The organism is Schaalia odontolytica (assembly GCF_005696695.1).
GTDB classification, from domain to species: domain Bacteria; phylum Actinomycetota; class Actinomycetes; order Actinomycetales; family Actinomycetaceae; genus Pauljensenia; species Pauljensenia odontolytica_C.
Map to the genome: position 1 here is coordinate 1,116,356 of NZ_CP040006.1, position 13,644 is coordinate 1,129,999.

The 13,644-nt window shown below is 62.3% G+C and carries 10 protein-coding genes and 2 rRNA genes; 11 read left to right on the forward strand and 1 reads right to left on the reverse strand.

Annotation, left to right across the window (positions count from 1 at the left end; all coding sequences use genetic code 11):
* Positions 1-212 precede the first annotated feature (212 nt).
* Positions 213-3,337: ribosomal RNA gene (locus FBF35_RS04915) — 23S ribosomal RNA — on the forward strand.
* Positions 3,338-3,461: 124 nt separating this feature from the next.
* Positions 3,462-3,579, forward strand: a 5S ribosomal RNA gene (gene rrf / locus FBF35_RS04920).
* Positions 3,580-3,668: 89 nt separating this feature from the next.
* Here rrf and FBF35_RS04925 read toward each other — a convergent pair.
* Positions 3,669-4,658, reverse strand: coding sequence for a hypothetical protein (locus FBF35_RS04925; RefSeq protein ID WP_131726645.1), 990 nt, complete (start codon positions 4,656-4,658; stop codon positions 3,669-3,671).
* Between the two features lie 6 nt (positions 4,659-4,664).
* Between FBF35_RS04925 and FBF35_RS04930 the strand changes: the two genes are divergently transcribed.
* The 9 genes from FBF35_RS04930 (at position 4,665) to FBF35_RS04970 (ending at position 13,612) form a co-directional block, all read left to right on the forward strand.
* Positions 4,665-6,446, forward strand: a complete 1,782-nt coding sequence (locus tag FBF35_RS04930; RefSeq protein WP_060567215.1) for an HAD-IIA family hydrolase — start codon at positions 4,665-4,667, stop codon at positions 6,444-6,446.
* Complete coding sequence (locus FBF35_RS04935; RefSeq protein WP_060567217.1) at positions 6,446-6,634, forward strand: hypothetical protein; 189 nt, start codon at positions 6,446-6,448, stop codon at positions 6,632-6,634. Before FBF35_RS04930 ends, FBF35_RS04935 begins: the two co-directional genes overlap by 1 nt.
* On the forward strand, positions 6,631-7,458 hold the full coding sequence (locus FBF35_RS04940) for a TlyA family RNA methyltransferase (protein WP_060567220.1): 828 nt from the start codon (positions 6,631-6,633) through the stop codon (positions 7,456-7,458). The genes FBF35_RS04935 and FBF35_RS04940 overlap by 4 nt, the downstream gene beginning before the upstream one ends.
* Positions 7,455-8,285: an NAD(+)/NADH kinase gene (locus FBF35_RS04945; RefSeq protein ID WP_060567222.1), complete on the forward strand. Its 831-nt coding sequence runs from the start codon at positions 7,455-7,457 to the stop codon at positions 8,283-8,285. Before FBF35_RS04940 ends, FBF35_RS04945 begins: the two co-directional genes overlap by 4 nt.
* Positions 8,282-9,958, forward strand: coding sequence for a DNA repair protein RecN (recN, locus tag FBF35_RS04950; protein WP_060567225.1), 1,677 nt, complete (start codon positions 8,282-8,284; stop codon positions 9,956-9,958). The genes FBF35_RS04945 and recN overlap by 4 nt, the downstream gene beginning before the upstream one ends.
* Positions 9,955-11,100, forward strand: coding sequence for a putative cytokinetic ring protein SteA (gene steA / locus FBF35_RS04955; protein WP_060567228.1), 1,146 nt, complete (start codon positions 9,955-9,957; stop codon positions 11,098-11,100). Before recN ends, steA begins: the two co-directional genes overlap by 4 nt.
* Positions 11,097-11,990, forward strand: a complete 894-nt coding sequence (locus tag FBF35_RS04960) for a copper transporter (RefSeq protein WP_060567230.1) — start codon at positions 11,097-11,099, stop codon at positions 11,988-11,990. Before steA ends, FBF35_RS04960 begins: the two co-directional genes overlap by 4 nt.
* Positions 11,991-12,118: 128 nt before the next feature.
* Entirely contained in the window at positions 12,119-12,763 is a 645-nt protein-coding gene (locus FBF35_RS04965; protein WP_060567519.1) for an NUDIX domain-containing protein, read from the forward strand.
* 129 nt (positions 12,764-12,892) lie between these two features.
* Positions 12,893-13,612 carry a helix-turn-helix transcriptional regulator gene (locus FBF35_RS04970; RefSeq protein WP_187348976.1) on the forward strand — a complete coding sequence of 240 codons (720 nt, stop codon included), beginning with the start codon at positions 12,893-12,895 and terminating at the stop codon, positions 13,610-13,612.
* The last annotated feature ends 32 nt before the right edge of the window (positions 13,613-13,644 follow it).

The window sequence follows — 13,644 nt, forward strand, 5'->3', positions numbered from 1 at the left end:
GGTGCGTGTTTTTGGGTTGGGCATAAAAAGTTCTAGCAGATGAACACACTGTCGGGTTCACGTTCAACACCGTGTGAGCGTCCGCCATCCGTTGTGGTGGTGGTTGCCTGCGCAGCCAGCCAGCAGTTGTTGGTGTGGGTTGTGTGTGGTGGGTTGTTTGTGATTTGTATAGTGGTTGCGAGCATATTTGTTCTGTACTGTTTTTTGTGTTTTGTTTAGTTTTATTGGGCATTCGGTGGATGCCTTGGCATCAAGAGCTGATGAAGGACGTTGCGGCCTGCGATATGCCTCGGGGAGCTGGCGAGCGAGCGTTATTATCCGAGGGTGTCCGAATGGGGGAACCTAACCTGGGTTGTGCTGGGTTACCATCATCTGAACGTGTATAGGGTGATGGGGGGAACGCGGGGAAGTGAAACATCTCAGTACCCGCAGGAAAAGATATTCCGTGAGTAGTGGCGAGCGAAAGCGGAGGAGGCTAAACCAGATGCGTGTGAGAGGCGGCGGCCGTTGCGTGTTTGGTGTTGTGGGGCCATATTGGATCCTTCTGCCGGGGGATCGCACCACTTGTTGTTGGGAGTTGAACAGTCTGGGAAGTCTGACCGTAGAGCGTGATAGTCGTGTAAACGGACCGGTGGCGTGTGGTGTGGGTGTGGTACCCGAGTAGCGCGGGACTCGTGAAATCTCGTGTGAATCTGCCAAGACCACTTGGTAAGCCTAAATACTACTTGATGACCGATAGTGCATAGTACCGTGAGGGAATGGTGAAAAGTACCCCGGGAGGGGAGTGAAATAGTACCTGAAACCGTGTGCCTGTAAGCCGTCAGAGCCTTGAGGGGTGATGGCGTGCCTTTTGAAGAATGAGCCTGCGAGTTAGTGATACGTGGCGTGCTTAACCCGTGTGGGGTATGCGTAGCGAAAGCGAGTCTGAAATATGGCGTTTGTCGCGTGTTCTAGACCCGAAGCGGGGTGATCTACCCATGGTCAGGTTGAAGCAGAGGTAAGACTGTGTGGAGGACCGAACCCACCAGGGTTGAAAACCTGGGGGATGAACTGTGGGTAGGGGTGAAAGGCCAATCAAACTCCGTGATAGCTGGTTCTCCCCGAAATGCATTTAGGTGCAGCGTCGCGTGGTCCCTGGTGGAGGTAGAGCTACTGGATGGCCGATGGGCCCTATGGGTTACTGACGTCAGCCAAACTCCGAATGCCATTAGGTGTAGCGCGGCAGTGAGACTGCGGGGGATAAGCTTCGTAGTCGAGAGGGAAACAGCCCAGATCATCAGCTAAGGCCCCTAAGCGTACGCTAAGTGGGAAAGGATGTGGAGTCGCGGTGACAACCAGGAGGTTGGCTTAGAAGCAGCCATCCTTGAAAGAGTGCGTAATAGCTCACTGGTCAAGTGGTTCTGCGCCGACAATGTAGCGGGGCTCAAGCGTACCGCCGAAGCTGTGGCAACAACACATGTAACTGGCGCCAGGAACTGGATGTCGGTGTGTTGTTGGGTAGGGGAGCGTCCTGCACGAGGTGAAGCCTGGAGGGAACTTCTGGTGGATTGTGTGGGAGTGAGAATGCAGGCATGAGTAACGAATCTGCGGTGAGAATCCGCAGCGCCGATTGACTAAGGGTTCCAGGGCTAGGTTTATCCGCCCTGGGTTAGTCGGGTCCTAAGGCGAGGCCGACAGGCGTAGTCGATGGACAACCAGTTGATATTCTGGTACCGCGTTATGACCGCCCATGCTGAAGTCATTGTGCTAACCAATTTGCTCACGCCCCCACATGACCTTCGGGTCGCGTGGTGTGTGTGGGTCCTGGGGCCCCGGTGATTGTAGGCAAGCGTGTTAACAGGGGTGACGCAGACAGGTAGCTGCAGTGCGCCGATGGTTGTGCGTATTTAAGGTTGTGGCCCGCCTCCCAGGCAAATCCGGGAGGCACTAAGGGTGAGAACTGATGAGGGACACACGCGTGTGTGGACTTGTGGTGATCCTAAGCTGCCGAGAAAAGCCTCGACGTGAGGGCATAACGCGCCCGTACCCTAAACCGACTCAGGTGGTCAGGTAGAGTATACCGAGGCGTTCGAGTGAATCGTGGTTAAGGAACTCGGCAAAATTCCTCCGTAACTTCGGGATAAGGAGGACCCCGTGACTTGCGCCCGCCATTGCGTGGGTGTTGGGTTGTGGGGTCGCAGAGAATAGGGAGAAGCGACTGTTTATCAAAAACACAGGTGCGTGCGAAGCCGTAAGGCGATGTATACGCACTGACGCCTGCCCGGTGCTGGAAGGTTAAGAGGAACCGTCAACACCCCTTGTGGGTGTGAAGCGGTGAATTTAAGCCCCAGTAAACGGCGGTGGTAACTATAACCATCCTAAGGTAGCGAAATTCCTTGTCGGGTAAGTTCCGACCTGCACGAATGGCGTAACGACTTCTCCGCTGTCTCAACCGCGAACTCGGTGAAATTGCAGTACGAGTAAAGATGCTCGTTTCGCGCAGAAGGACGGAAAGACCCCGGGACCTTTACTATAGCTTGGTATTGGTGTTCGCTTGGACTTGTGTAGGATAGGTGGGAGACTGTGAAGCTGCCGCGCCAGCGGTGGTGGAGTCGTCGTTGAAATACCATTCTGGTTCAAGCGGTCACCTCAACCTTGGCCCGTAATCCGGGTTGGGGACAGTGCCTGGTGGGTAGTTTAACTGGGGCGGTTGCCTCCTAAAATGTAACGGAGGCGCTCAAAGGTTCCCTCAGCCTGGTTGGTAATCAGGTGGCGAGTGCAAGTGTACAAGGGAGCTTGACTGTGAGACCGACGGGTCGAGCAGGTGCGAAAGCAGGAACTAGTGATCCGGCCATGGCACGTGGGTGCGTGGTCGCTCAACGGATAAAAGGTACCCCGGGGATAACAGGCTGATCTTGCCCAAGAGTCCATATCGACGGCATGGTTTGGCACCTCGATGTCGGCTCGTCGCATCCTGGGGCTGGAGTTGGTCCCAAGGGTTGGGCTGTTCGCCCATTAAAGCGGTACGCGAGCTGGGTTCAGAACGTCGTGAGACAGTTCGGTCCCTATCCTCTGTGCGCGCAGGAAATTTGAGAAGGGCCGTCCCTAGTACGAGAGGACCGGGATGGACGAACCTCTGGTGTGCCAGTTGTACCGCCAGGTGCATGGCTGGTTGGCTACGTTCGGAAGGGATAACCGCTGAAAGCATCTAAGCGGGAAGCCTGCTTCAAGATGAGATTTCCACGCCCCCCCGTGGGGTGAGAGGCCCCCGCCAGACTAGCGGGTTGATAGGCCAGAGGTGGAAGCACAGCAATGTGCTCGTGAGCCGACTGGTACTAATGGGCCAACACTAAACAACAACCCAACACAACGGGTAAGAGCAAAAAACACGAACAAAACGTCGTGCCGCAACCACTATACAAACCACGATCAACCCACACCCCCACACGAACCATAGTGGGGAGCGTGTTGAACACCAAACTTGTGGTGGTCATAGCACCGGGGAAACGCCCAGCCTCCATTCCGAACCTGGAAGCTAAGCCCGGCAGCGCCAATGGTACTGCAACCGCCAGGTTGTGGGAGAGTAGGACACCGCCACAACACACCTCAACGAGAGGGACGGAACGCAATTGCGTGCCGTCCCTCTCGTTTTTGCGGCCCGATGCCGCCGACTAGCCGCCCGTCGTCTACTATTGGGTGGTTGAACGCGCACGATGCGCACCATGAACAAGAGCGCGCCTTTGGCGCAGGAATAGAGGATAGACACCATGGCAGAAGAGACTCGAGGACGCGGCGAATTCGGCCGTGGTGGATACCAGAAGCGCCAGCCGCAGTGGCGCGACCGTGACGGCGAACGCTCCGACCGTGGCGAGCGCGGTGGTTTCCGTCGTGACGATCGCCGCGACGGCGATCGTGGTTTCCAGCGTCGTGATGATCGTCGCGGTGGTTTCCGTGACGACCGTCGTGATGGTGAGCGTGGTGGTTTCCAGCGCCGCGACAATGATCGTCGTGATTTTGGTTCGCGTGATGATCGTCGTGGGGACCGTGGTGGTTTCCAGCGGCGCGACGATCGCCGTGGGAGTTTCGAGGACCGTGGCGAGCGCGGTGGTTTCCGTCGTGACGATCGCCGCGATGGTGAGCGTGGTTTCCAGCGCCGGGATGACCGCCGCGGCAGTTTCCGTGATGATCGTCGTGACTTTGGTTCGCGTGATGATCGTCGTGGGGAGCGCGGTGGCTACCAGCGGCGCGACGATCGCCGCGGCAATTTTGACGACCGCGGCGAGCGCGGTGGTTTCCGTCGTGATGGTGAGCGTGGTGGCTTCCGTCGCGATGATCGTCGCGGTGGTTTCCGTGACGACCGTGGTGATGGTGAGCGTGGTGGCTTCCACCGCCGCGATAACGATCGTCGTGATTTTGGTTCGCGTGATGATCGTCGTGGGGAGCGCGGTGGCTACCAGCGCCGCGACGATCGCCGCGGCGGCTTCCAGGATCGCGGACGCGGGGGTGCGCCTCGTAACGACGGCGGTTACAAGAGCTACTCCTCGACGGATGAGTATGTCTCGCCCAACGGTAACGAGCCGACGATTCCTGCGGGTGTCAGCGCCGATGAACTCGACCGCGATGCTCTGCGCGCTCTTACCACCCTTTCTGGCCCCAATCGCGATATCGTTGCCCGTCACCTGGTGATGGCTGGGCAGCTGATCGATCTTGATCCCGAGGCCGCCTACCAGCATGCACAGGCCGCCGTTGCGCGCGCCGGCCGCGTTGACGTAGTGCGCGAGGCAGCTGCGCTCACCGCTTACGCCTCGGGTCGCTACGAGGAGGCGCTGCGCGAAGTGCGCGCTGTGCGCCGTATGCGTGGCGATTCCTCGTTGCGTGCCGTGGAAGCCGACGCTGAGCGTGGCCTTGGCCATCCGGAAAAGGCCGTCGAAATCATCGACGCCACCGATCCCTCGACCCTCGACCTTGCCGAGCAGGTCGAGCTCGTGCTCGTCTCCTCCGGCGCCCGCGCCGATCTTGGCCAGGCCGAGGTTGGCCTCGTGATCGTTGACGATGCGCTTGCAGCGCTGCCGGCTGAAGCTGAAGACGAACTTCGCCGTCGCCTGATGGAGGTCAAGGCGCAGCGACTGCTTGACCTTGGTCGCGAAGACGAAGCCGCAGAGGTCATTGCGTCGATGCCCGCCGAGGTTGAGGACGCGGAAATCGTCGATATCGCGATGTACGCCGATGCCGACGTGGATGGCAAGCGTTCTCCGCTGCGTGGCTCTGGCGCGGCTCTGGCTGAAGAATACGACTGCGCACTGCTCGACCTTGACGGTACCGCGTGGTCCGGTGACGAGACGATCGAGCACGCGGCCGCGTCGGTGATCGAGGCACGCGAGGCCGGCATGGCTTCCGCCTTCGTCACCAACAATGCGATGCGTACCCCCCAGCAGGTGACCGACAAGCTTAACTCCATGGACTTCCAGGCGACGCCTGACATGGTCATGACCTCCGCGATGGACATCGCAGCGATCATGGCTGAAGAGCTCGAGGAGGGCTCGAAGGTCTTCGTCATCGGCGGCGCTGGTCTGCGTCTCGCTCTCGAGGAGCGTGGCTTTGTCCTGGTGGAAAGTGCCGATGAGGAGCCTGTTGCCGTCGTTCAGGGCCTCGACAAGAAGGTCGACTGGGCGCTGCTGTCCGAAGGCGCTTTCGCCATCGAGCGCGGGGCCGCCTTCTACGCCTCGAACCTTGATGCGACCCTGCCTATCGAGCGTGGCCAGGCACTGGGCAACGGCTCGCTGGTCCGCGCTATTCAGCACGCGACGCGCAAGCGTCCGATCGCTGGCGGCAAGCCTGAGCCGGGTATCTACCGCCGTGCCGGCGAGCTCGTGGGCGCGCAGAACCCGCTCGCTGTCGGTGACCGTCTCGAGACCGACATCATGGGTGCTGTCGCCGCCGGTGTGCCTGCCCTGCATGTCCTGACGGGCGTTCACCAGGCGCGCGACGTCATCCGCGCCCCGCGCGGACAGCGCCCCACCTACCTCGCGATCGACATGCGTGGTCTGCTGGAGGCGCACCCGGCACCCAAGCACCACCGCGATGGTACCTGGACCTGCGGTGTCTCCCAGGTTGCCAAGGCCACGCGCTCCGGTGTGCTCACGCTCGACGACGTCGAACTGACCGAGCCTGTCACGATTAGCATCGACTCCTACCGTGCACTCGCCGCCGCGGCCTGGGAATATGCGGATGGCGCCGGCACGCCGGTCAGCTGCCCCGAGATCACGGTCGTCGACAACGACGATCCCGCTGGCATCGTCTCCCAGCCCGGCCCTGTTGCCGCCGCGGACGAGGATGACTTCTACGATGTGGCTGCGGATGCCGACAAGCTGCCCGAACCGGGGGCTTCGACCCCCGCGTTCCTACCCGGTGAGGAGGAGCTCGAGGAGCTCCTGGAACGCACGGCAGATCTGGACGAGCAGGCCTGATGGCATTACGCGAGCAGACTGAGGCCCGCCTGGTCGGTTTCGATCAGCTCGGCGCGTCCCTTCAAGTGGAGACGCTCCGGGCGATCGAGGCCGACCTGCGGCGGGCCCTGTCTGCCGATGCGCCGAGCGGCACGGTCCGCCCCGGCGTGCAACCAACGGGTTCAGGTAACGAGGGGAGTGGCGCATGAAGTTACGCAGAATCGACTCCGAGCTAGTGCGCCGCGGCCTCGCGAAGTCCCGTGCCGCTGCCGCACAGATGATCGAGGACGGGCGCGTCAAGCTCGATGGTCAGATCGTGCTCAAGCCCGCTCGCCAAATGGATCCCGCTCAGGCGATCGTCGTCGAGGAATCGGACGATCCGGAATACGTATCGCGTGGTGCTCACAAGCTTGCGGGTGCACTTGACGCGCTCGGCGACAAGGCACCGCTGATCGAGGGGCGTCGGGCTCTGGACGCTGGTGCCTCGACGGGGGGTTTTACTGACGTGTTGTTGCGCCGCGGTGCAGCATCCGTCGTCGCCGTCGACGTCGGGTATGGCCAGCTTGCGTGGAAGCTGCAGAGCGACCCCCGCGTGGAGGTGCACGATCGGACGAACGTGCGCACCCTCGATCCGGCTTCCGTCGCTCCCGCCCCGGAACTTGTGGTCGGCGATATGTCGTTCATTTCGCTGACGCTGGTACTTCCTGCGCTCGTCGCAGCGGCCGCGCCCGACGCCGATTTCCTCCTGATGGTCAAACCCCAGTTTGAAATCGGTAAGGAACGCCTCGGCCATGGAGGCGTCGTTCGTAATCCCGAGCACCATGTCGAAACCGTGGAAACGGTTGCGCGGTGTGCCATCGACCTTGGCTTGGATATCGCTGCGATCGCTGCGTCACCGCTGCCCGGTCCGTCCGGCAACGTCGAGTATTTCGTGCACATGCGGCGCGACTATCCGGATCCCATCGATCCCATGCAGCTCACTGACTACATACGGCGTGCGGTTGAAGCCGGTCCCGCTGGAGGTTCCCGATGACTCGTGTCCTGATGGTTCGTCACCGTCACCGGCCCAATGCTGTGACGAGCGCCGTAAGCCTCGCAGAGGCACTCAAGGAACGCGGCATCGACGTCGTCGACGATGCTTCGGTTGGCGACATCGATATGGTGCTCTCGATCGGTGGCGACGGCACTTTCTTGGTCGCTGCGTCGAGCGCGCGCGCTCTGGATGTCCCCCTTCTCGGTATCAACGCCGGCCACATGGGATTCCTGACGGAACTCGGTGATAAGGGCACGGGCGATCTCGCGCGCAAGATTGCCGATGGTGACTTTTCGGTCGAACGACGCATGACACTCGATGTCACGATGGAACGTCCTGACGGATCTCGGGCAGACGACTGGGCGCTCAACGAGGCTGTCGTCATGCACACCGACGTCGCGCATCCCGTTCATTTTGCGCTCGTCGTCGACGGCCAGGAAGTGTCGACGTACGGCGCTGACGGCATGATTTTGTCGACTCCGACCGGATCGACCGCCTACTCATTCTCCGCGGGAGGCCCGGTGGTGTGGCCCGATACCGAGGCGATCGTTGTCGCCCCGCTGGCCGCTCACGGCCTTTTCACCCGCCCGCTCGTTGTCGGCCCGTCGGCGTGCGTTGAGATCGTTGTTCTCGATGACATGTGGACGCCTCCGGAGATGTGGTGCGATGGCCTACGTCGTATGACAGTCCCTGCTGGCGCAGTGGTGCGGGCGCGCGTCGGTTCGTCTCCCGTTCAGCTTGTACGCGTGGACGATACGCCATTTTCTGCACGTCTCGTCCGCAAGTTTAATCTTCCCGTGCGCGGGTGGAGGGATGGTCCTCGGTGATCGAATCTCTCGATATTTCGCATCTCGGCGTCATCGAGTCTGCCCACGTCGACTTTGGCGAGGGCCTTATCGTCGTCACCGGTGAGACCGGTGCGGGTAAGACGATGGTGCTGTCGAGTCTCCAGCTGCTGCTCGGTGCCCGAGCGGATGCGGCGCTCGTACGCTCGGGTGCCGATCATCTGTCTGTCGATGGTATTTTCTCGGTGAACGAGGAGGTTGCAGCTCGCGTTGAGGAGGCCGGTGGCCTCGTCGAGGGCGGTGAGCTGATTGTCGGTCGTTCGGTGCGTGCCGCCGGCCGGTCGCGCGCGCACCTCGGATCGCGCCCCGTGCCGGCCTCGGTCCTGACGGATATCGTCGGGTCGATGGTGACGATTCATGGGCAGTCCGACCAGATCCGTCTCACGGGTGAGGCGGCACAGCGCCGCGCGCTCGATCAGTTTGGCGGTGAGGAGCACGCGGCTCTGCTTGAGGAGTACCGTGCGGCCTTTCGTCACGCGGTCGAGGTCAAGCATCGCCTGGATTCGCTGCGTGGCGATGCGAGTGAGCGTGCCGAAGAGTTGGAGGATCTGCGAGCCGCTCTTCGGCAGATCGAAGAGCTTGAACCTGCCATCGGCGAAGAGGAAGATCTCGTTCGCGAGGCCGCGCGCCTGACGAATGTCGAGGACCTGCGTGCGCTGGTGGGAGTGGCTCTGGGCTATCTCAAGGGTGACGATCGGGGCGACTTCACAGGGGCGGTTGAGGCGACCCGTCACGCCTACGCACAGCTCGATGACGCAGCTCGATTCGACGAGGCCGTGGCTGAGTTTGTGGGACGTGCGCGCAATCAGGTGCTCGAGTTGGAAGCACTTGCTGATGACGTTTCGTCGTACCTGTCGCGCCTCGACGCGGATCCGGAGAGGCTTGCGCAGATTCACGCGAGGCGCGCGGCTATCAAAGACGTGCTGCGTGGGCGCGCGGCTGACATCGAGCGCCTCCTCGCATGGGCTGATGAGGCTCGCTCTCGCGTTGAGGAACTTTCGTCGCCCGGGTCCGACCCTGAGTCTGTTGAACGTGAACTGGCGGCCGCGCAGGAGCGTGTGCTTGAGTGCGGGCGTCGCGTCACGCAGGCGCGTGTGCGTCTTGCGGGACAGCTCGCCCAGGGCGTGAACGAGGAGCTTCACGCCCTGTCGATGCCCGACGCGACGCTGCACATCGATTGTGAGCCGACGAAGCCAACGTCGAACGGATGCGAGACGGTCGTCTTCCGCTTGCAGCCGCATCCTCATGCTCCGGCCCGTCCTCTCGGACAGGGAGCCTCCGGCGGTGAGTTGTCCCGTGTCATGCTCGCACTGGAGCTGATGTTGGGGCGCACCGAGGCGTCGTCGACGTTCATCTTTGACGAGATCGACGCCGGTATTGGCGGACAGACCGCGACCGAGGTTGGCGCGCGTCTGAAGAGGCTTGCACAATCACGGCAGGTGATTGTCGTGACGCACCTGGCCCAAGTCGCAGCTTTTGGCGATCAGCACCTCGTCATCGAGAAGAACGACGGGACCACGAAGGTGCGCGAAGTGAGCGGTGCGAACCGCGAAGCTGAACTGACCCGCATGATGGGTGGGGATCCGCACTCGGCTGCGGCGCGCCGCCACGCTTCGCAAGTCTTGGCCTCTGCCGTGTCACAATCGCAGGGATGAGTGAGACACTTTCAAAGGAATCGAGCGCGCGCTCCGGGCGGATTCGCATTGACGACCGCCCCAAGCACCTGGCGACGCGCCTAGAACGCGGCGAGATCGCCGTCATCAACGTTGCGGACCTGGACCGCGAGAGCGCCGCGGCGCTCGTTGCTGCCGGTCCCGTCGCAGTGCTGAATGCGCAGCCGTCTCTGACGGGACGCGTAGCTGCACTGGGGCCACGGCTTATTCTCGAGGCTGGCATTGTGCTCGTCGACGACCTGGGGCAGGACATCATGTCCCTGCGCGAAGGCCAAGAAGTGACGGTCACAGGTTCGAAGGTCCTCGTGGACGGCTCCGTCATCGCGACCGGATCCATTGTGTCCTTGGACGACTTGGACGTTGACGTCGCAGACTCGTCTGCGCTGTTCGCCGCTGTCGACGCCTCGATTGAGGACTACCTGTCGAAAGATGGCGCGACGGTGCTGCACGGAGTCGACGTGCCCCAGCTCTCCGACCTTGGAAAGAGGCCGATTCTCCTCGTGACGGGCGCTGCCGACGCGAAGGCCGAGTTGCGCGCGCTCGCGCGATGGCGCTCCGAGGTCAGCCCGTTTGTGATCGCCGTCGACGGCGGAGCCGACGTGGCGCTGAAAGCCCGACTGTCGCTCGACCTCGTCGTCGGTGACGCCGAACTGATGAGTGAGAAAGCGATTCGCAAGGCTCGCTCCTTTATCGTCCGCGTCGGAGGAGACGGCCTCGCTCCTGGCGCAGACCGTCTCGACCGTATGGGCGTCGTTTACGATCGCATTGCCATGGCGGGCACCGCTCTCGACGCGGCTCTCGTTGTCGCCGCGCATTCGACGGCGCCCGCTGTCGTCACCGTGGGAGTGTCCTACGGGGAGGCAGAACTTGTTGACGCCGGCCGAGCCCTGGTCGCCCCCGCATTCTTCTCGCGCCTCGCGGTTGGCTCGCGCATTATCGGTGCGCAGGCGGTCGCAGCGACCTTCCGCCCGCGTCCGCGCGGTTGGACGCTTGTTCTGCTGGCCGTAGTCGCACTGGCCCTGATGGGCGTCGCCCTGTGGTCGACCCCGTGGGGCAACGACCTGCTGCACCCCGTCACTTCATTCTTCGTCTCGCTGATGCACTCCGCAGGAGGAGCCCAATGATTAACTTCCGCTACCACGTCGTCTCGATCATCGGGATCTTCATTGCTTTGGCCGTTGGCGTCGTTCTGGGGGCCGGCCCGCTGCAGAGCCGTATCCAGGCTGGCGTCAGCTCGTCGGCGACCACCTCGGCAGCGGACCCGCTGCTGAGTGCTCAAGCTGATGCGGAGGCCGCCGGCCTCAAGGCTCTCGCTTCCTCGACACTGACTGGCTCGCTGAGCTCTGCCAAGGTTGCTCTCGTTGTACTGCCCGGTGCGTCTGACGATGACGTGACTGCGATTCGTTCGACGCTGACCGATGCCGGAGCGAGCGTCGTCGGTCGAGTGACGCTCACCGATAACTGGCAGTCCACCTCGATGAGCCAGTACCGCACGACTTTGTCGACGACCCTCGCGTCGCACCTCCCGTCGGGTGCTGCCAAGACCGCTAGTGCCGATGGTGTCGTTGGCTATTCGATTGTCCAGGTGCTGACGACGACCGGAGCCGAGACCGACCTGCTGCGTCAGATTCTGACCGACGAATCCACGCCGATCATGGCCGTCGACGAGGATGCGAACGGAAGTGCCACGGCGATCGTCGCCGTTGGCCCGCGCGCACAGGCCACGGCTGCCTCCAACGCGACGCCCGCTGCGGTGACGTCGAGCCCTGATGCGTGGGTTGGCCTCGGCCAGGCCCTCGGCTCGACCAATGGCGTTCTCGTGGGTGACGCCTCCACCCGCGACGCGATGATTTCTCAGGTGCGCGCCAGCGGTACCGTTGTCACGACGGTTGACTCGGTCGGAACGACTCTGGCTGCTGTCGATACCGCTTTGGCGTTGTCAACGCCCGCGACGAGTGCCCGCGCTTTCGGTGTGGGCACCGGTGCGCAGTCGGTGATTCCCCCCGTCAAGTAGCACACAACGCTCTTTGCTGAGGCCCCGGTGGTTCGTAGTGACCTCCGGGGCCTCGTCGCGTTCCTCCTCGTGCAAGGCGCGGGCCTATACTCAATGGCGTACTGACGAATCCAGATGAAAGCGTGATCATGCGTTTCCTGTCCCCCCAAGAGGCTGTCGCCATCGAAGACCAGCACAAGCCCCGTACCGTGACCAAGAGCGAGACTGTGTGGAACGGCCGTATCGTCGACATGATCAAGGACCACGTCATCGTCGTCGAGGGCCAGGAACCCGTTGTTCGTGAATACACGCGGCACCCGGGTGCCGTCGCTGTCGTCGTGTTGCGCGGTGAGAGTGGGGGAGAGGAGATCCTCCTGGAACGACAGTACCGTCACCCCGTGAAGGCCGAGCTGTGGGAGATTCCCGCGGGTCTGCTCGATATTCCCGGTGAGGACCCGCGCATCGCAGCAGAGCGCGAGCTTGCTGAAGAGGCGGACCTGGTTGCCGATCGCTGGGACGTCCTCGTCGACTACTTCACCTCACCCGGCGGGTCGACCGAGCCGCTACGCATTTTCCTCGCTCGCGAGCTTCGTGACGCCGATGAGGCGTTCGAACGTGAGGACGAGGAAGCGACGATGGAATACGCGTGGGTGAGCCTCGACGATGCGCTGACCATGGTGCTGGAAGGGCGACTGCATAATCCGTCTGCCGTCATCGGTGTCCTCGCCGCGCACGCCGCTCGCGCGCGCGGGTGGGCCGGATTGCGGCCCGCCGACGCCGCGTGGCTTCGTTGAGTACTCTCAGGTAGGTCCTAGGTCCCTAGACGTGTGGGCCGTCCAACACTCCAAACGGCTTTTCGCAACGCCTATTTATCTAAATTGGCGTACACTCGTTCCCAGAGAAAAGCACACAGAGGCGCAGCAATGGAGCGTCGGAGCGGAGGACACGTGGCAGAAGAATCAGACGCCACTACTCGACAGCAGGTGCTCGATCTCATCGTCGAAAAGGGGCCGGTCACGGCCTCGTCGATCGCGAAGGTCCTGGGGCTGACGACGGCCGCCGTGCGGCGTCACATCACGCTCCTCTTGGACTCTAAGGAGATCGCCGAACACGAGCCTAGTGCTCCGTCGAAGCGTGGCCGTGGTAGGCCCGCACGTCACTACGTTGCGACCGAACGGGCGCACGTGCACCTTGCCGATGGATATTCCGACCTTGCCTCTAAGGCCCTCGGTTACCTCGGCCAGCTCGGTGGGGATGAGGCTGTTGAGTCTTTTGCTGCAGCGCGCTCGCGCGAGATCGAGCGGCGCTATGCCCCGATCGTGCGCGACGCGGGCTCAGACCCGCGGGTACGTGCCCAGGCGCTTGCCGATGCGCTCACGCAGGACGGCTACGCGGCCACTGTGCGCGACATCGGCGGCGGAACGCTCGCGGTGCAGCTGTGCCAGGGCCACTGCCCGATTCAAAATGTCGCGGGAGATTTCCCGCAGCTGTGCGACGCCGAGACGCTTGCCTTTGGCAAGCTGCTTGACGTCCACGTACAACGACTTTCCACGCTTGCTGGCGGGGGACACGTGTGCACAACCCACATTCCCGTGGGTATGCCCGTCATCCGCCCCGGAGCGCGGAACGTGCGACGCAAGTAGCACTTGGTTAAGAACGAGAGGTTGACACAACT

Coding starts and splice junctions, on each gene's coding strand:
- FBF35_RS04930 (WP_060567215.1), top strand. CDS start 4,665: ATGGCTGGGCAGCTGATCGATCTTGATCCCGAGGCCGCCTACCAGCAT.
- FBF35_RS04935 (WP_060567217.1), top strand. CDS start 6,446: ATGGCATTACGCGAGCAGACTGAGGCCCGCCTGGTCGGTTTCGATCAG.
- FBF35_RS04940 (WP_060567220.1), top strand. CDS start 6,631: ATGAAGTTACGCAGAATCGACTCCGAGCTAGTGCGCCGCGGCCTCGCG.
- FBF35_RS04945 (WP_060567222.1), top strand. CDS start 7,455: ATGACTCGTGTCCTGATGGTTCGTCACCGTCACCGGCCCAATGCTGTG.
- steA (WP_060567228.1), top strand. CDS start 9,955: ATGAGTGAGACACTTTCAAAGGAATCGAGCGCGCGCTCCGGGCGGATT.
- FBF35_RS04960 (WP_060567230.1), top strand. CDS start 11,097: ATGATTAACTTCCGCTACCACGTCGTCTCGATCATCGGGATCTTCATT.
- FBF35_RS04965 (WP_060567519.1), top strand. CDS start 12,119: ATGCGTTTCCTGTCCCCCCAAGAGGCTGTCGCCATCGAAGACCAGCAC.
- FBF35_RS04970 (WP_187348976.1), top strand. CDS start 12,893: ATGGAGCGTCGGAGCGGAGGACACGTGGCAGAAGAATCAGACGCCACT.